Below are 17,895 nucleotides of genomic sequence, written 5' to 3'. Positions count from 1 at the left end.
ACGCGCCGGAGGGCCTGCGATGAAGGGCATTCCGATGAGCTACATACTGGTTTCGCTTTGGCCTCTCTTCATCCTGATCGTGGCCGGCCATGCCATGCAGCGATCGGGTTTCCCGGGGGCGGGTTTCTGGCCGGGCGCGGAGCGATTCAACTACTTCGTCCTGTTTCCGGCGCTGCTCTTCAGCAGCCTTGCCACCGCCCCGCTGGACAGCCCCGCGCTGCCGCGCCTGCTCGCCGCAGCGCTCGTCGTGCTGGGAGCGGTCACCGCCGGCCTGGTCGTCGCCTGCCGCTTCAGGCGCTGGCCGGCTGCCCGCTTCGGTGTGTTGCTGCAGGGCCTGCTGCGCTTCAATACCTATCTGGGCCTTGCCGCCGTCAGCGGCCTGTATGGCAAGGAAGGCATGGTTCTCGCCGCGGTGATTCTCGCGGTGCTCGTGCCGGCCGTGAACCTGCTGTCGGTGCTGGCGCTGTCGGCCGGCAATGGCAAGCATCCCGTGGCATTGCTGATTCCGGTCGCAAAGAATCCGCTGATCCTGGCCTGCCTGGCCGGCGTAATTTTCAATCTGGCGGGGCTCGAACTGAAATGGGGCATGGACAAGCTGCTGAGCCTGCTGGCGAATACCAGCCTGCCGCTGGGGCTGCTGTGCGTGGGGGCCGCGCTGAAGCTCGATGAGCTCCGGGGGCAGGGCGCCGCGCTGATCGGGAACAGTCTGATCCGACTGATTCTGGTGCCGGCGCTCGCGTTTCTGAGCGCCAGGGCGCTGGCGCTGCCCGCCATCGAAACCGCCGTCCTCGTGCTGTTCTTCGCCCTGCCGACCGCCCCGACGTCCTATGTCCTGACACGACAACTGGGCGGAGACAGCCATCTGATGGCCGGCATCATCACTTTTCAAACCTTGCTGTCCGCGATCAGCCTTCTGCTGGTGATGGCGGCGCTGGCGCAAATCTAAGGAAACGAAATGGACGCTGCATTCCAGGATTTTTATGCCGAGAAATTCAGCCATTGCCATGGCTGCGGCAAGAACAACCCGGCAGGGCATCACCTGAAGAGCCGTTGGGATGGCGACGACACGATTGCACGCTTCTTGCCGAAGCCCGAATACAGCGGCGGCGTTCCGGATCACGTTTACGGCGGCCTGATTGCCTCCTTGCTGGATTGCCACGGCGCAGCGTCTGCCGCGGCGTTCGCCCATCGGGCCCAGAACCGCGAAATGGGGTCGGAAGGCGAACCCATCCGCTACGTGACCGCGTCCCTGAAGGTCGATTTCCGGAGGCCCACGCCGATGGGTATCGAACTCGTCATCAAGGGCAAACTGCGCAGCATGGATGAGCGAAAAGTGTGGGTGGACCTGACGCTGTCCGCAAATGGAGAGGTGTGCGCAAGCGGGGAAATGCTGGCGGTCCGCTACCGGCAATGAAGCGTGCCTGGAGGAAATCCGCCATGGATGGGCGCCCCTCGGCGGTCACAGCGACCGTCCGGCCATCACGAGCCCCAGCAGCAGGAAAACGCCATGGAGCACACGCTGGAACTGCGCGGGGTCCAGGCGTCCCCGCAGCCGCGACCCCGCCCACAGCCCTGCGAAGGCCGCGATGAGCGCCGTCGCGCATGCCGGCGCGCTGGCTGCCCAGCCGGCCGCGCTGGTGCTCCCCAGGCGCAGCATCAAGGCCGCTGTCGCCACCATGAAGCTGATGCCCAGCCCCTGGATGAAGGCATCCCTGGGCAGTTTCAGCGCTTGCAGATAGGGCACCATGGGGATCACGAAAACGCCGGTCGCGGCGGTCACCAGCCCCGTCGCCGAGCCGGCTAGACTGCCGGCGAGCCGGGCATGGTGCCCGAGGGCGGGGAGCGCGGGGCGTGCCAGCCCCCAGATGCCGTAGACCATCAGCACCAGCCCGAGGACCCGCGAGGCGCCTCCCCCGGGGATATCGGCGGCCGAAATCGGGCTGAACAAGGCCGCTAGCAGCAGGCCGGCCCACATCGGCCACAACTGCCGCGCAAGCATCGTCCAGTGCGGGCCTGCGCATTGCGCGGCGTTGGTCGCCAGCGACGGCAGCACCATCAGCATCGCCGCCTCGGCCGGCGGCATCAGCAGGCCGAGCAGCGCCATCGAGACCGTGGGCAGCCCCATGCCGGAAACGCCCTTGACCGCGCCGGCCGCCAGGAACACCGCGGCAACAATGAAGAGGAATGTCGCTTCCATGGGGCGATGATCGGGGCCGGCAGGCCACGTGTCGATCACGCATCGGCGATGATATCCTTCGTCAAAACAGAAGGATGACGACGATGGCGCCAAGAGAGGGGGTGGTTCCCTATCGTATTTCCACGTTTGACCTTCATCTGTTCGCCGCCGTCGTCGAAGCGGGCTCGATCACGCGCGGCGCTGCGGCCATGCACCTCTCGCTGGCGGCCGCCAGCACGCGCCTGCAGAAGCTGGAGCACGCCCTGGGCACGGCCTTGCTGCACCGCTCCAAGCTCGGCATCCGCCCGACCGATGCCGGCCGCACCCTGCTGCGGCATGCCGGCCGCCTCGAACGCGAGCTGGAAATACTGCATGCGGAGATGGCTGCCCACGCGCACGGCATCCGCAGCACGATACGGCTGCTGTGCAACACCGCGGCGATGACCGAGCATCTGCCGCCGCTCATCGGGCGCTTCCTCGCCGGGCGCGCGGACGTGGATATCGACCTGCGCGAGCTGGGCAGCCAGGACGTCCTGCTCGCCATGCGGCAGGAGCAGGCCGACATCGGCATCGTCGCCGATTACGTCGGCACCGAAGGGCTGCACACCCGCCTGTTCGCAGAGGACGATCTGGTCGCGGTCTTCCCGGCCGAATCCCGGCCGGCGGGTGCCGGCGTGCCCTTCGCCGACCTGCTCGAACACCCTTTCGTCGGCCTGCCGGCCGAGAGCGGATTGAGCCGCTTCCTGCAGGGGCGGGCGATGCAGTACGGGCGGGGGCTCCATTACCGGGTCCGCGTGCGCAGCTTCGAAGCCGTCATCGGCCTGGTGGGCGATGGCGTCGGCATCGCCGTCGTGCCTGCGGCCGCCGCCAGGCGACTGGCCTGCGCCGGCATCGGGGTGGCGAGGATCACGGACGCCTGGGCGGCCAGAAAGCTGCTCCTATGCACCGCGGGCGAGACTCCGCCCGAAGGGCGGGCGGCGGAGCTGCTCGACTTCCTCGCCCGCCACGGCGCCTGACGGCCCGCGGGCCTCAGCGCGCGCTCAAGCCTTCTCCGCCGGCTTCGCCCCTTCGTCCGTCTGTGGCTGCGCCTCGGCCGCGGGTTTCAGCTTGGCGGCGAGGAAGTCGTCGAAGCCTTTGGAAACCAGCTCGTAGGTCTTCATGATGCCGCTTTCGATGTCGCTGCCGCCCAGCACGCCCAGCCCCTGCAGGATGTCGCGCGCTTCGTTGAAGCCTTTCTCGAAGCCGCCCCGCACCAGGTCGGTGAAGTCGCGTGCCAGTGTGTCGGTGTCCTTGCCGGGGTGCTGCGCCGCGTAGGCGTCGAAGAAGCCGGTGGCGAAGCTCAGGATGCGCTCGGCGGTGGCTTCGGGCGAGTTGTCCTGCTCCATGGCCTTGCCGATGACGTCGACGTTCTGTCCCGGCGCCAGCACTTCGTTCAGGTGGTCGATGGCCGAACGGTAGAGCAAGGCGAGCGAGTCGTTGCCGGCCTTGATCGACACCTGCAGCGATGCGGTGATGATCGCTGCGTTCTGTTCGTGGCGCACTGTTTCCGCGGTCGACATGCGGCTGGCGCTTTCGCCGCGCTGTATGCTCGTTGCCGCCTGAGGCGCCTGCGCCGCGCTGCCGCCTGCCGCTTGGTTGATGCCGCTGCCTGTCGTTGCCATGGTGTTCTCCTTCGTCTGCTGTCCGCGTGGTCCGGGCTGGCGCCGCACGGGCGGGTTAACGGCCGGGGATGGGCAAACTTGATGGTGAGGCTTGCATGTGCCTCACGCCAGTTCTTCCGGCGCCTCCGCCCTGAACGCGCTCGGCGCCGCCCCCGTCCAGCTCCGGAACGCCCGCGCGAAGCTCTTTTCGCTGTCGAAGCCGACCGCGGCGGCGATTTGCTTGACCGGCCTCTTCGTCTGCAGCAGCAGGCGGATGGCGTGTTCGCGGCGGGCCTCGTTCTTCAGCCGCTGCAGCGACACGCCTTCGTCCTTCAGTTGCCGGTGCAGGGTGCGTACCGACAGGTTGAGCCGGGCGGCCACGTCCTCGGCGGTGTGGGCGCCGCTGGGCGTGGCGTCCAGCAGCTGCGCCACGCGGTGCACCAGCAGACGGTCGCGGCGGTATTGCAGCACGGTGAGCGGCAGCGCGCGCTGCAGCATCGCCTGCAGCGCGCGCTCGTCTCGCCGCACCGGCAGCGACAGGTAGCGTGCGTCGAAGGCGAAGCCGGCGGTGTCGGCGGCGAAGCGCAGCGGGCCGGGGAACAGGTAGGGATAGGCGTCGGCGTGGCGTGGGACGGGAAAGGGGAGGCGGGTTTCCGCCAGCGCGATGCTTGAGTCGATCAGCCAGCTGGCGTAGCCCAGCAGGTAGCGCAGCGTGGTGACGAGGCAGAACTCGCGCAGTTCGCCGAGTGCGGTGTTTTCGGCGACGCGGACCGTTGCCGTGCCGCGCTGCTGGTCGAACTCGAAGACGATGTCCTCGGTCAGCAGGCGATGGTGGCGGCACCAGCGCTTGAGCGCCACTTCCAGCGTGGGCGAGGTGAGCGAGGCGCGGCACAGCATGCCGTAGCTGCCCCACGGCAGGCGGCGCGAGAACCAGCCCAGCGCCTCGTCGTCCAGCGCCTGCATGGCGATGCCGGAGATCGCTTCCATCTGCGCGGCGGTGACGCGTGCATCGGGGTCGTCGAGCAGGCTGGCGGGGATCTGGGCCTGTTGCAGTGCGCTGGCCGGATCCATCCCCCGGCGGTGGTACGCGGTGGCGATCGCGCGGATGAAGGCGATCGGCGTGGCGGCCCGGCCGAGTGTGAGTTCGGCGGGCGAGGGGGTGAGGATCTTCATGATCATGGATGCTAGTCCGCATGGCACGATTTGCAACCCCGATGGCAGTTGTCGCGCGCCGCTTCGGACTAATCTCGCTCCATCCCCGGGTGCGCGCCGTCCATCGTCGGACCGTGCGGCCAGCCCCCGGCGCCAGGACAAATCGAGAAGGAGACGCCCCATGAACGTGCCCAGCCTGAACTTCAACCTCGGCGAGACCATCGACGCGCTGCGCGACACGCTGCAGGCTTTCTGTGCGGCCGAGATCGCGCCGCGCGCGGCCGAGATCGACCGCGTCAATGAATTCCCCGCCGACCTGTGGAAGAAGCTCGGCGACCTCGGCGTGCATGGCATGACGGTCAGCGAGGAATACGGCGGCACCGACATGGGCTACCTCGCCCACATCGTGGCGATGGAAGAAATCTCGCGCGCGTCGGCCTCGGTGGGCCTGTCCTACGGCGCGCATTCCAACCTGTGCATCAATCAGATCCGCCGCAACGGCACCGAGGCGCAGAAGCGCAAGTACCTGCCCGGGCTGATTTCCGGCGAACAGGTCGGCGCGCTGGCGATGTCCGAACCCAACGCCGGCTCCGACGTGGTGTCGATGAAGCTGCGCGCCGAGCGCAAGGGTGACCGCTTCATCCTCAACGGCAGCAAGATGTGGATCACCAACGGCGGCGACGCCGACACCCTGGTGGTGTATGCCAAGACCGACGTCGACGCCGGCCCGAAGGGCATCACCGCCTTCATCATCGAGAAGGGCATGAAGGGTTTCTCCCACGGCACCCACCTCGACAAGCTCGGCATGCGCGGCTCCAACACCTTCCCGATGTTCTTCGACGACGTCGAGGTGCCGGTGGACAACGTGCTCGGCGGCGAGGCCAACATCGGCCGTGGCGTGCAGGTGCTGATGTCCGGCCTCGACTACGAGCGCGCGGTGCTGTCCGGCGGCCCGCTCGGCATCATGGCGGCGTGCATGGATGCGGTCGTGCCCTACCTGCACGAGCGCAAGCAGTTCGACACGCCCATCGGCGAATTCCAGCTCATGCAGGGCAAGGTCGCCGACCTGTACTCCACTTGGTCCGCCTGCCGTGCCTACGCCTACGCCGTGGGCCAGGCCTGCGACCGCACGGACCACGCACGCACGCTGCGCAAGGACGCTGCCGGCGTCATTCTCTACACCGCCGAGAAGGCCACCTGGATGGCGGGCGAAGCCATCCAGACCCTGGGCGGCGTGGGCTATACCAACGAATACCCGGTCGGCCGCCTGTGGCGCGACGCCAAGCTGTACGAGATCGGCGCCGGCACTAGCGAGATCCGCCGCATGCTGATCGGCCGCGAACTTTTTTCCGAAACCCGTTGAGCGGAGCGCGCGACGATGAGCGTGATCAAATCCAGCATCAACACCCGCGGCGCGGATTTCCAGTCCAACGCGGCGGCCATGCGCGGCCTGGTCGGCGACCTGCAGGCCAAGGCGGCGCAACTCGGCCTGGGCGGCGGCGAGGCCGCGCGCGCCAAGCACACCGCGCGCGGCAAGCTGCTGCCGCGTGACCGCGTCGACCACCTGCTCGACCCCGGCACGCCCTTCCTCGAAGTCGGCCAGATGGCGGCTTTCGGCATGTATGGCGACGAGGCGCCTAGCGCCGGCGTCATCACCGGCATCGGCCGGGTGCAGGGCGTCGAATGCATGATCGTGGCCAACGACGCCACGGTGAAGGGCGGCACCTACTACCCAATGACGGTCAAGAAGCACCTGCGCGCGCAGGAGATCGCCGAGCAGAACCGCCTGCCCTGCATCTACCTGGTCGATTCGGGCGGCGCCTTCCTGCCGAAGCAGGACGAAGTCTTCCCCGACCGCGACCACTTCGGCCGCATCTTCTACAACCAGGCCAACATGTCGGCCCAGGGCATCCCGCAGATCGCGGTCGTGATGGGGTCGTGCACCGCCGGCGGCGCCTATGTGCCGGCGATGAGCGACGAGACCGTCATCGTCAGGAACCAGGGCACCATCTTCCTCGGCGGCCCGCCGCTGGTGAAGGCGGCCACCGGCGAGGTCGTCAGCGCCGAAGACCTCGGCGGCGGCGACGTGCACACGCGGCTGTCCGGCGTGGCCGACCACCTGGCCGAGAACGACGCCCACGCGCTCTACATCGCGCGCCGCATCGTCGCCAACCTCAACCGGACCAAGCCGGTCGGCCTGGCGCTGGGCCAGGGCGAAGCGCCGCTGTACGACCCGGAAGAGATCTACGGCATCATCCCCACCGACACGCGCAAGCCCTTCGACGTGCGCGAGATCATCGCCCGCGTTGTCGACGGTTCGCGCTTCGACGAGTTCAAGGCGCGCTACGGCAGCACGCTGGTGTGCGGCTTCGCCCAGCTCCACGGCTATCCGGTGGGCATCGTCGCCAACAACGGCATCCTGTTCGGCGAATCCGCTCAGAAGGGCGCGCACTTCATCGAACTGTGCGGCCAGCGCGGCATCCCGCTGCTGTTCCTGCAGAACATCACCGGCTTCATGGTCGGGCGCAAGTACGAGAACGGCGGCATCGCCAAGGACGGCGCCAAGATGGTCACCGCGGTCGCCACCGTGCAGGTGCCCAAGATCACCGCGCTCATCGGCGGCTCGTTCGGCGCCGGCAACTACGGCATGTGCGGCCGCGCCTACAGCCCGCGCTTCCTGTGGATGTGGCCCAACGCGCGCATCAGCGTGATGGGCGGCGAACAGGCCGCCAGCGTGCTGTCCACCGTGCGCCGCGACGGCATCGAGGCCAAGGGTGGCAGCTGGAGCGCCGAGGACGAGGAAGCCTTCAAGGCGCCGATCCGCGACCAGTACGAAGCTCAGGGCCACCCTTACTACGCCACCGCGCGCCTGTGGGACGACGGCGTGGTCGATCCGGCGCAGACTCGCCGCGTGCTCGGCCTGTCGCTGTCGGCCGCGCTCAACGCGCCGATCCAGCCGACCCGCTTCGGCGTGTTCCGCATGTAAGCGACAGGGGGCAGAAAGATGGACTACGAAACCCTGGATATCCAGCGCGACGGCGGCGTGGCGACGGTCTGGATGAACCGTCCGGACGTGCACAACGCCTTCAACGCGCAGCTCATCGCCGATCTCACCGCCGCCTGCCAGGCGCTGGACGCCGACGATGGCGTGCGCGTGGTGGTGCTGGCCGGGCGCGGCAAGAGCTTTTCCGCCGGCGCCGACCTCAACTGGATGAAGGCCGCCGGCGAAGCCAGCGAAGCGGACAACTTCGCCGACGCGATGAAGCTGGCCGGCATGCTGCGCGCGCTGTCCGGCATGGCCAAGCCGACCATCGCCCGCGTGCATGGCGCGGCGCTGGGCGGCGGCATGGGACTGGCGAGCGCCTGCGACATCTGCATCGCGGGCGAGAGGGCGGTGTTCGCCACCTCCGAAGTCCGCTTCGGCATCATCCCGTCGGCGATCAGCCCCTACGTCATCCGCGCCATCAGCGAGCGCCAGGCCTATCGCTACTTCCAGACCGCCGAGCGCATCGACGCCCGGCGCGCGGCCGAGCTGGGGCTGGCGCACGAGGCGGTGGCCGGCGACGAACTCGACGCCCGCGTGCGGGCCGTCGTCGAGGCGCTGCTGCAGGGGGGGCCGAAGTCGCAGGCCGCGGGCAAGGACCTGATCCGCGCGGTGGCGAACCGGCCGGTGGATGACGCGCTGGTGCAAGACACCGCGCGCCGCATCGCCAGCCTGCGCGTCACGCCCGAGGCCAGCGAGGGCCTGGATGCCTTCCTGTCCAAGCGCCCGGCGGCCTGGGTGCCGGGGCAGCAGGGCTGAGCGGCGCCGGAGGCGACGCACGTGGACACCCTGTCCGGATGGTTTGCCGCGCTGGGCAGCCTGACGCCGCTGCTGGACTGGAGCGGGCTGCCGCTGGACCTCGCCTCGCTGGCGGTGCTGGCCGCCGGACTGGGCTGGGCGAGCGGGCTGCGGCTGTACGCGCTGGTGTTCGTATTGGGCGCGATGGGCCGCTGGGGCGGCGTTCACCTGCCGGGCGGGCTGGAAGTGCTGACCCATCCCTGGGTGCTCGGCCTGTCCGGCCTGATGCTGTTCACCGAATTCTTCGCCGACAAGCTGCCCTGGCTCGATTCGCTGTGGGATGCGCTGCACACCTTCATCCGCATCCCCGCCGGCGCGGCGCTGGCCGCTGGCGTGATGGGCGACCAGGGAGCCGCGCTGCAGCTTGCCGGCGCGCTGCTGGGCGGCTCGCTCGCGGCCGGCACCCATTTCGCCAAGGCCACCGCGCGCGCCGCGCTCAACACCTCGCCGGAGCCGGTGAGCAACGTGCTGGCCTCGTTCGGCGAGGACGGGATTTTCATCGGCGGCCTGTGGCTGATGTTCAACAACCCGCTGTGGTTCGCCTTCGGCCTGGTGGTGTTCGTGCTGTGCGCGATCGTGCTCATCGTGCTGTTGTGGCGTTTCCTCAAACGCATTTTCCGGCCGAGGCCCCGGCCGACCGCTGTGTGACCAAACGCGACAAGATTGACCCAAACTGGGGGAGACAAGATGTTTGACAAGATCCTTATCGCCAACCGTGGCGAGATAGCGTGCAGAGTGATCAAGACCGCCCGCCGCATGGGCATCAAGACCGTCGCGGTCTATTCCGAGGCGGATGCCAGGGCCCGCCACGTGCGTCTGGCCGACGAGGCGGTGCTGATCGGCCCGGCCGCGGCGCGCGAGAGCTATCTCGTCATCGACAGGATCATCGCCGCGGCGAAGCAGACCGGCGCCCAGGCCATCCACCCCGGCTACGGCTTCCTGTCCGAGAACGAGGATTTCTGTGAAGCCTGCGAACGCGAAGGCATCGTTTTCATCGGCCCGCCGGTGTCGGCGATCCGCGCCATGGGTTCCAAGTCCGAGGCCAAGAAGCTGATGGAAGCGGCCGGCGTGCCGCTGACGCCCGGCTACCACGGCGACGACCAGACACCCGAGCTGCTGCACCGCCAGGCCGACGCCATCGGCTACCCGGTGTTGATCAAGGCCGCGGCCGGCGGCGGCGGCAAGGGCATGCGCCTGGTCGACAAGGCGGAAGACTTCATCGACCTGCTGGCCTCGTGCAAGCGCGAGGCGGCCTCCAGCTTCGGCGACGACCACGTGCTGGTGGAGAAGTACATCACCCGGCCGCGCCACATCGAGATCCAGGTGTTCGGCGACAGCCACGGCAACGTCGTCTACCTGTTCGAGCGCGACTGCTCGGTGCAGCGCCGCCACCAGAAGGTGCTGGAAGAAGCGCCCGCGCCCGGCATGACGCCCGAGCGCCGCGCGGCGATGGGCAAGGCGGCGGTCGACGCGGCGCAGGCGGTAGGCTACGTCGGCGCCGGCACGGTGGAGTTCATCGCCAACCAGGACGGCTCCTTCTACTTCATGGAGATGAACACCCGGCTGCAGGTCGAGCACCCGGTCACCGAGATGATCACCGGGCTGGACCTGGTCGAGTGGCAGTTGCGCGTGGCCGCCGGCGAAGCCCTGCCGCTGGAGCAGGAGCAGCTGCAGATCCGCGGCCATGCGCTGGAAGCACGCATCTATGCCGAAGACCCGGCCAAGGGCTTCCTGCCTTCCACCGGCAGGCTGATCCATCTGGCGCCGCCGGCCGAAGGCCTGCACGTGCGCGTCGATACCGGCGTGGAAGAGGGCGACGAGATCAGCCCGCACTACGACCCGATGATCGCCAAGCTCATCGTCTGGGACATCGACCGCGAGCGCGCGCTGGCACGCCTGCTGCAGGCGCTGGCCGACTACCGCGTGGTCGGCGTGGCCAACAACATCGACTTCCTGTCGCGCCTGGCGGCCTGCCCGGCGTTTGCCGGCGCCGACCTCGACACCGGGCTCATCGAGCGCGAAAAGGCCTATCTCTTCCCCGGCGACGCGGCGCTGCCCGACGAGGTGCTGCACATTGCCGCGCTGGCCGAACTGCTGCGCGAGGCCGCGCTCGCCGACAAGCGCGCGCAGCGCAGCGCCGACGCGCGTTCGCCCTGGCACGCGCGCGACGGCTGGCGCATGAACGCCACCGCGCGCCGCACGCTGCTGTTCCGCCACGGCGAGGCCGGCTACGCGGTCGAGGCCGCCTACCTGCCCGGCGCCTACCAGCTTACGGTCGACGGGCGCGGGGTCGAGGCACGCGGCGAACTGAATCCGCGCGGCCTGCTGCGCGTCGAGCTCGACGGCACGCGCATGGACGCCACCGTGATCGCGGCCGCCGGCCGCCGCCACGTCTTTGCCCGCGGCCGCGCCTGGCAGCTCGCCGCGGTCGACCCGCTGCACCACAGCGGCGAGGGCGGCGGTGCCGAAGGCGGCCTGCTGGCGCCGATGCCGGGCAAGGTCATCGCCCTGGTCGCGGCCGAAGGCGCCCGGGTGGAGAAGGGCGCGCCGCTGCTGATCCTGGAGGCGATGAAGATGGAGCACACCATCACCGCGCCCGCCGCCGGCACGGTCAAGGCCTTCCGCTTCGCCGTCGGCGACCAAGTGGGCGACGGCGCCGAACTGGTCGAATTCGAGGCGGCCGCGGCTGCCTGAAGAGGTCACGCGCACCTGGGGAGCGCATTCGAGCATGCTGCAAACCGGCCATGAAGAGCCGGCGCGGCGATGAAGAACGAGAGGAGACGAAAACGATGAACAGTACCGCGAGCTACGTGCATGGCGCGTCCGGCAAGCAATTGATCGGCCAGACCATCGGCCGCTTCTTCGACGAGGCCTGCGCCCGCCACGCCGAACGCGAGGCGCTGGTGGTGCGCCACCAGAACCTGCGGCTCACCTATGCGCAACTGCGCAGCCGCGTCGATGCGCTGGCCTGCGGCCTGATGCGGCTGGGCCTGAAGCCGGGCGAGCGCATCGGCATCTGGTCGCAGAACAACGCCGAATGGGCGCTGACCCAGTTCGCCACCGCCAAGGCCGGCCTGACGCTGGTCAACATCAATCCGGCCTACCGCCGCGCCGAGCTGGAATACGCGCTGAACAAGGTCGGCTGCCGCGCGCTGATCCTGTCGCCCGCGTTCAAGACCAGCGACTACCTGGAAATGGTCGCCGACCTCGCGCCCGAGCTGGGCCATTGCGAGCCCGGCCTGCTGCGCAGCCATGCATTGCCGACGCTGGAGTTCGTCATCCGCATGGGCGGCGGGCGCACGCCCGGCATGCTCAACTTCGACGACCTGCTGGCGGCGCCCACGCGCGAGGAGCAGACCGCGCTGGCGCTGCTGGCGAGCGAGCTGCAGTTCGACGACCCGATCAACATCCAGTTCACCTCGGGCACCACCGGCCACCCCAAGGGCGCCACGCTGTCGCACCACAACATCCTCAACAACGGCTTCTTCGTCGGAGAGGCGATCAAGCTCGTGCCGGGCGACCGGGTGTGCATTCCGGTGCCGCTGTACCACTGTTTCGGCATGGTGATGGGCAACCTCGGCTGCCTGACGCACGGCGCCACCATGGTGTATCCGTCCGAGGCCTTCGAGCCGCTGGCGGCGCTGGAGGCGGTCGCCGGGGAAAAATGCACCGGCCTGTACGGCGTGCCGACGATGTTCATCGCCGCGCTCGACCACCCGCGCTTCGCCGAATTCGACCTCTCCAGTCTGCGCACCGGCATCATGGCCGGCAGCCCCTGCCCGATCGAGGTCATGAAGCGCGTCATCGGCAAGATGAACATGGCCGAGGTGACCATCGCCTACGGCATGACCGAGACCTCGCCGGTCAGCTTCCAGAGCGGCACCGAGGACCCCCTCGACCGCCGCGTGTCCACCGTCGGCCGCATCCAGCCGCATCTCGAAGTCAAAATCGTCGATACCGAAGGCCGCATCGTGCCGCGCGGCACGCCGGGCGAACTGTGTACGCGCGGCTACTCGGTGATGCTCGGCTACTGGGGCGACGAGGCCAAGACCCGGGAAGCCATCGACGCCGGCGGCTGGATGCACACCGGCGATCTGGCGGTGATCGACGACGAAGGCTTCTGCAACATCGTCGGCCGCATCAAGGACATGGTGATCCGCGGCGGCGAGAACATCTACCCGCGCGAGATCGAGGAATTCCTCTACGCCCACCCGCAGATCCTCGACGTGCAGGTAGTCGGCGTGCCCGACGAAAAATACGGCGAGGAGCTGTGCGCCTGGATCATCCTGCGCGAGGAAGGCGCGATCGGCGAGGACGACGTGCGCGCCTTCTGCCAGGGGCAGATCGCCCACTACAAGATCCCGCGCCACATCCGCTTCGTCGACAGCTTCCCGATGACGGTGACGGGCAAGATCCAGAAGTTCCTGATCCGCCAGAAGATGAAGGAAGCGCTCGGGCTCGACGAAACGAAAACCGCCTGACCATTCCGCAAGAGGCCGACCCATGACCACAAGCCCCGCCCTGCCCGCCGCCGTCCGCATCGTCGAGATGGGGCCGCGCGACGGGCTGCAGAACGAAAAGCGGCTCGTGTCCGCCGACACCAAGGTCGAGCTCGTGCGCCGCCTGGAAGCCGCCGGGCTGAAGGCGATCGAGACGACCGCCTTCGTGTCGCCCAAGTGGGTGCCGCAGATGGGCGACAACGCCGAGGTCCTGGGCCGCGTGCTCGCCGCCGCCGTGCCCGGCGTCGCCTACCCGGTGCTGACGCCCAACCTCAAGGGCTTCGAGGCCGCGCTGGCTGCCGGCGCGAAGGAGGTGGCGGTGTTCGGCGCCGCCTCCGAATCCTTCAGCCGCAAGAACATCAACTGCTCGATCGCCGAATCGCTCGAACGCTTCCGCCCGGTCACCGAGGCGGCGCGGGCGGCGGGCGTCAGGGTGCGCGGCTACGTGTCCTGCGTCGCCGGCTGTCCCTACGAAGGCGCGGTAGCGCCGCAGGCCGTGGCCGAGGTGGCGGCGACGCTGATGGACATGGGCTGCTACGAGATATCGCTGGGCGACACCATCGGCAGCGGCAACCCGGCCAGCATCGCGCGCATGCTCGAAGCGGTGATGCGCCGGGTGCCGGCCGCCAGGCTGGCCGGCCACTACCACGACACCTACGGCATGGCGGTGGCCAACATCCACGCCTCGCTGCAGATGGGCGTGGCGGTGTTCGACGCCTCGGTCGGCGGCCTGGGCGGCTGCCCCTACGCGGCGGGCGCGTCGGGGAACGTCGCCACCGAGGACGTGGTCTGGCTGTTGAACGGGCTCGGTGTGGGCACCGGTATCGACCTCGACGCGCTGGTCGACGTCGCCGCCTGGATCAGCGCGCAGCTGGAGCGCGAACCGGCTTCGCGCGTGGCGCGCGCGGTGCTGGCCAAGCGCGCGCAGGCCGGCTGCGCGTAGCGCGCGCGGGTGGGGCGGGCAGCGGTGTGGGAGGCCGCCGCGGCCGGGTGGGACGCCGATTCGTCCGCGCGCTGCCCGGACTCGTTCATAATCCGGGCACAAAGCCAGAAGACGGCGCCCGCGCATGCGCCCGCACCCGACAGAGACAGCCGCCATGAGCCTTGCTTCGCCCTGTATCAACATCTGCCGCATGAGCCCGGAAACCGGCTGGTGCGAAGGCTGCCAGCGCACGATCGAGGAGATCGCGCGCTGGAGCCGCACGACCGACGATGACCGCCGCGCCATCCTCGCCGCCGTGGCCGAGCGCCGCGAATGGCTGGGCGAGGCCGGCCGGCCCGTGGAGGGATGCGCATGAGTGGCGACGAACTGTGTGTCGGCGTGTGCGTGATCGACTGGGACGAAGGCATCTGCCAGGGTTGCGGCCGCACGACCAGCGAAATCTACGGCGAGACGACGTCCGCCGAAGAAGCGCCACCGCCGCCCGCCGGACACGCGCCGACCGCGGATGCGCCGCCGGCCGCCGGCGAATCCGCACACGCCGGAAAGGACGGCGCTTGAGCACGCCGCCCCGCCTGCCCGCCACGCTGCAGGTGCTCGAACGCGGCTGGCTGTCGGCCAACAACGTGCTGCTGTTCGACGGCGGCGAGGCGACGCTGGTCGACAGCGGCTACGTCACGCACGCGGCGCAGACCGTGGCGCTGCTGCGCGCCGCGCTCGGCGGCCGGCGGCTCGGCCGCTTGGTCAACACTCATTCGCATTCCGACCACATCGGCGGCAATGCCGCCGTGCAGCGTGCTTTCGGCTGCAGAATCACGGTGCCGAAGGGCATGGCGCAGGCGGTGGCGGACTGGGACGAGGCCGCGCTGCTGCTCAGCGTCATCGACCAGGCCGGCGAGCCTTTCCAGGCCGATGCCACGCTTGATGCTGATAGCCGCTTCGTCGCCGGCGAGCTGGAATGGCAGGCCATCGCCGCGCCCGGCCACGACATGGACGCGCTGGCCTACTACAACGCCGAACGCCGCATCCTGATGTCGGGCGACGCGCTGTGGCGCGACGGCTTCGGCATCCTGTTCGCCGACGTGCTCGGCACCGGCGATGCGCTCGGCGAGGCGCGGCGCACGCTCGAAGCCATCGGCCGGCTGGCGGTGGACGCAGTCATCCCCGGCCATGGCGCGCCCTTCGCCGAATTCGACGATGCGCTCGAGCGCGCTTTCGCCCGCCTGCGCGCCTTCGAGGCCGACGGCGCGCGCATGGCGCGCAACGCCATCCGCGCCTGCATCACCTTCAGGCTGCTCGACGTGCGGCGCATGGCGCTCGACGAACTGCCGCGCCATCTCGATGAGACGCCCTTGTACCGCGAGGCCAACCGGCGCTTCCTCGGCCTCGCCCCCGATGCGCTGGCTGCCTGGCTGGTCAAGGAACTGGAGCGCGCCGGCGTCGCGCGGCGGGAGCATGATTCGCTGGTGGCGAACTGAGCCATGCGGGGAGTGAAGGGGGCGCCGTGCTGAACCGCCTGATCCACGCCGAGCGGCCGGACGAACTGCGCCGCGGCCTGCGCTGGCTGTACGGCTTCGTGCGGCCGCAGCGGCGCGCGATCGCCGGCCTGCTGCTGCTGTCGCTGTGCGCGACGCTGCTGGTGCTGCTGCAGCCGTGGCTGACCAAGATGCTGATCGACGACGGCCTGATCGCGCGCGACTACCGCACGCTGGTGGCGGTCGCTGGCGGCATGGTGCTGGCCGGCATCGCCGGCACCGTGCTGGCCGGCGTCAACCGGCAACTGCACACGCGCCTGTCGGGCCGCATCCTGTTCGCGCTGCGCAGCGACCTCTACCGCCACCTGCAGACCCTGTCGCCGGCCTTCTACGGCCGCCAGCGCATGGGCGATCTGATGTCGCGCCTCGATGGCGACGTGGCGGAGATCCAGCGCTTCGCCGTCGACAGCCTGTTCGCCGCGGTCAGCAGCGTCATCGGCCTGGTCGGCGCGCTGGCGCTGATGCTGAGCCTGTCGTGGGAGCTGTCGCTGCTGGTGTTGCTGCTGGTGCCGGCCGAGACGGCCTGGCTGCGCTGGATGCGGCGCAAGGTGGAGGCGCGCACGCGCACCGTGCGCGAGCGCGCGGCGGACATGTCGAGCTTTCTCGTCGAAACCCTGCCGGCGATGAAGTTCATCCAGGCCTCGCGCCGCGAAACCGACGAGCGCGCGCGGCTCGACGGCCTCGGCGGGCGCTACCTCGACGACTTGCTGCGGCTGCAGTGGACCGAGTTCCTCACCCAGGCCGTGCCGTCCACGCTGACCTCGCTGACGCGCGCCGCGGCCTTCCTGATCGGCGGCTGGTGGGTCATCGAAGGCAGCTGGCAGCTCGGCGCGCTGATCGCGTTTTCCACCTACCTGGGCATGGCGACCGGCCCGGTCAACAGCCTGCTCGGCCTGTACGTCGCCGTCCAGCGCATGAGCGTGAGCCTGATGCGGGTCAGCGAACTGCGCGAGGCGCGGGCCGACGTGGCTGGCGGTGATGATGACAGCGACGGAGCTTATGCGTCCGGCGCCGCGGCGGGCGGACGGCCGTCATGGCGCGGCGCGATCGAGTTCGACGCGGTGGTGTTCCGCCATGCGGAGCGGGCCGACGCGGTGCTCGACGGCGCCAGCCTGTCGATTCCGACCGGCGCGAAAGTGGCGCTGACCGGCGCGTCGGGCGCCGGCAAGTCGACGCTGATCGACCTGCTGCACCGCCACTACGACCCGGCCGCGGGCGCGATCCGGCTCGACGGCGCCGACCTGCGCCAGCTCGCGCTCGGCGAGCTGCGGCGCGCGGTGGCGGTGGTCAGCCAGGACATCGTGCTGTTCCGTGGCACGCTCGCCGACAACATCCGCTATGCCGCACCGCAGGCCGGTGACGAGGCGGTGCGCGAGGCCGTGCGGCGGGCGCGGCTGGACGAACTCGTCGAGCGCCTGCCGCAGGGCCTGGACACGCCGTTGGGCGAGCGCGGCCAGCAGCTTTCCGGCGGCCAGCGCCAGCGCATCGCGATCGCGCGCGCGCTGCTGCAGCAGCCCTGCGTGCTGGTGCTCGACGAGGCGACCTCGGCGGTGGACGAGGCGACCGAAGCCGGCATCATCGCCGAAGTGGACACGCTGTTCGCCGGCCGCACCCGCATCCTCATCAGCCATCGCCCGGCCACGCTGGCCGGCTGCGATCTGCGGGTGTGCCTGCAGGCGGGGCGCCTGGCGGTGCTGCCGGCCGCCGGGGACATCGGATGAATCAGGGCTGGACGAGTGGGCGGATACGCATCGGCGTGGTCGATAGCAGCCACGCTGCCGCCCAGGCGCCGCACGTGGCTGCGTCCGCTGCTTTTGTGCTCGTTGGTGGCGAGCCGTGCCGCGTACCTGCCGAGCCGGACAGGCTCGGACACGGCAGCCGCGTCGGCGACAGCCTGCTGCATTGCGTGCCGCAGGCCGAGCTGCTCGTCGCCCAGGTGTTCCGTGAGCGCCTGACTACCTCCGCCGCGCAGGTGGCGGCGGCGATCGACTGGCTGGTGGACGGCGGCGCCCGGCTGATCAACCTGAGCCTGGGCCTGCGCGAGCCGCGCCCGGTGCTGGCGGCGGCCTGCGCGCGCGCGCTGGCGGCGGGGGTGGTGCTGTGCGCGTCGGC

At 69.6% G+C, this 17,895-nt stretch carries 18 protein-coding genes; 15 read left to right on the top strand and 3 right to left on the bottom strand.

The annotated features are described in order from the left end of the window. Window positions 1-34: 34 nt before the first annotated feature. Together C666_RS09285 and C666_RS09280 are read left to right on the top strand one after the other, a co-directional pair. Window positions 35-946, top strand: a complete 912-nt coding sequence (locus C666_RS09285) for an AEC family transporter (RefSeq protein WP_028792330.1) — start codon at window positions 35-37, stop codon at window positions 944-946. Window positions 947-955: 9 nt separating this feature from the next. Continuing rightward, entirely contained in the window at window positions 956-1,414 is a 459-nt protein-coding gene (locus C666_RS09280; protein WP_004337413.1) for a PaaI family thioesterase, read from the top strand. Between the two features lie 45 nt (window positions 1,415-1,459). On the opposite strand, the gene C666_RS09275 is transcribed toward C666_RS09280, so the two are convergent. Next, window positions 1,460-2,197 carry a sulfite exporter TauE/SafE family protein gene (locus C666_RS09275; RefSeq protein WP_004337411.1) on the bottom strand — a complete coding sequence of 246 codons (738 nt, stop codon included), beginning with the start codon at window positions 2,195-2,197 and terminating at the stop codon, window positions 1,460-1,462. Window positions 2,198-2,280: 83 nt separating this feature from the next. Here C666_RS09275 and C666_RS09270 point away from each other — a divergent pair, with 83 nt between their 5' ends. Beyond that, window positions 2,281-3,192 carry a LysR family transcriptional regulator gene (locus tag C666_RS09270; protein WP_211206735.1) on the top strand — a complete coding sequence of 304 codons (912 nt, stop codon included), beginning with the start codon at window positions 2,281-2,283 and terminating at the stop codon, window positions 3,190-3,192. Between the two features lie 24 nt (window positions 3,193-3,216). On the opposite strand, the gene C666_RS09265 is transcribed toward C666_RS09270, so the two are convergent. Both C666_RS09265 and C666_RS09260 read right to left on the bottom strand, forming a co-directional pair. Further along, window positions 3,217-3,837 (bottom strand): DUF5610 domain-containing protein, encoded by a 621-nt coding sequence (locus C666_RS09265; protein ID WP_004337406.1) that lies wholly within the window; start codon window positions 3,835-3,837, stop codon window positions 3,217-3,219. Between the two features lie 102 nt (window positions 3,838-3,939). Then, entirely contained in the window at window positions 3,940-4,989 is a 1,050-nt protein-coding gene (locus tag C666_RS09260) for an AraC family transcriptional regulator (protein ID WP_028792331.1), read from the bottom strand. Window positions 4,990-5,149: 160 nt separating this feature from the next. Between C666_RS09260 and C666_RS09255 the strand changes: the two genes are divergently transcribed. The 12 genes from C666_RS09255 to C666_RS09200 form a co-directional block, all read left to right on the top strand. After that, a complete protein-coding gene (locus tag C666_RS09255; protein ID WP_004337401.1) occupies window positions 5,150-6,331 on the top strand; it encodes an isovaleryl-CoA dehydrogenase in 1,182 nt (393 codons plus the stop codon). 15 nt (window positions 6,332-6,346) lie between these two features. Then, on the top strand, window positions 6,347-7,954 hold the full coding sequence (locus C666_RS09250; RefSeq protein WP_004337399.1) for a carboxyl transferase domain-containing protein: 1,608 nt from the start codon (window positions 6,347-6,349) through the stop codon (window positions 7,952-7,954). Between the two features lie 18 nt (window positions 7,955-7,972). Further along, on the top strand, window positions 7,973-8,770 hold the full coding sequence (locus tag C666_RS09245) for an enoyl-CoA hydratase/isomerase family protein (RefSeq protein ID WP_004337398.1): 798 nt from the start codon (window positions 7,973-7,975) through the stop codon (window positions 8,768-8,770). A gap of 21 nt (window positions 8,771-8,791) precedes the next feature. Beyond that, a complete protein-coding gene (locus tag C666_RS09240) occupies window positions 8,792-9,457 on the top strand; it encodes a DUF4126 domain-containing protein (protein WP_004337395.1) in 666 nt (221 codons plus the stop codon). 39 nt (window positions 9,458-9,496) lie between these two features. After that, complete coding sequence (locus C666_RS09235; protein ID WP_004337393.1) at window positions 9,497-11,503, top strand: acetyl/propionyl/methylcrotonyl-CoA carboxylase subunit alpha; 2,007 nt, start codon at window positions 9,497-9,499, stop codon at window positions 11,501-11,503. Between the two features lie 95 nt (window positions 11,504-11,598). After that, window positions 11,599-13,290, top strand: coding sequence for an AMP-binding protein (locus tag C666_RS09230; RefSeq protein WP_004337390.1), 1,692 nt, complete (start codon window positions 11,599-11,601; stop codon window positions 13,288-13,290). 22 nt (window positions 13,291-13,312) lie between these two features. Beyond that, complete coding sequence (locus C666_RS09225) at window positions 13,313-14,251, top strand: hydroxymethylglutaryl-CoA lyase (protein ID WP_004337388.1); 939 nt, start codon at window positions 13,313-13,315, stop codon at window positions 14,249-14,251. A 154-nt stretch (window positions 14,252-14,405) separates the two neighbouring features. Further along, entirely contained in the window at window positions 14,406-14,606 is a 201-nt protein-coding gene (locus tag C666_RS09220; protein WP_004337386.1) for a DUF1289 domain-containing protein, read from the top strand. Continuing rightward, the gene (locus C666_RS09215; protein ID WP_004337384.1) at window positions 14,603-14,809 is read left to right on the top strand and encodes a DUF1289 domain-containing protein; all 207 of its coding nucleotides are present in this window, start codon (window positions 14,603-14,605) and stop codon (window positions 14,807-14,809) included. Before C666_RS09220 ends, C666_RS09215 begins: the two co-directional genes overlap by 4 nt. Then, window positions 14,806-15,726, top strand: coding sequence for an MBL fold metallo-hydrolase (locus C666_RS09210; RefSeq protein WP_004337382.1), 921 nt, complete (start codon window positions 14,806-14,808; stop codon window positions 15,724-15,726). The genes C666_RS09215 and C666_RS09210 overlap by 4 nt, the downstream gene beginning before the upstream one ends. 26 nt (window positions 15,727-15,752) lie before the next feature. Next, window positions 15,753-17,504, top strand: coding sequence for an ABC transporter ATP-binding protein (locus C666_RS09205; protein ID WP_004337381.1), 1,752 nt, complete (start codon window positions 15,753-15,755; stop codon window positions 17,502-17,504). Then, window positions 17,501-17,895 (top strand): S8 family serine peptidase (locus tag C666_RS09200; protein WP_039919157.1); only part of this gene is annotated, 395 nt, incomplete at its 3' end. The genes C666_RS09205 and C666_RS09200, both read left to right, overlap by 4 nt.

The sequence above is a fragment of the Thauera linaloolentis 47Lol = DSM 12138 genome, assembly GCF_000310205.1.
Lineage (GTDB): Bacteria > Pseudomonadota > Gammaproteobacteria > Burkholderiales > Rhodocyclaceae > Thauera > Thauera linaloolentis.
Note: the sequence above shows the minus strand (reverse complement) of the source record. Positions and strands in the feature narration are given on the sequence as shown.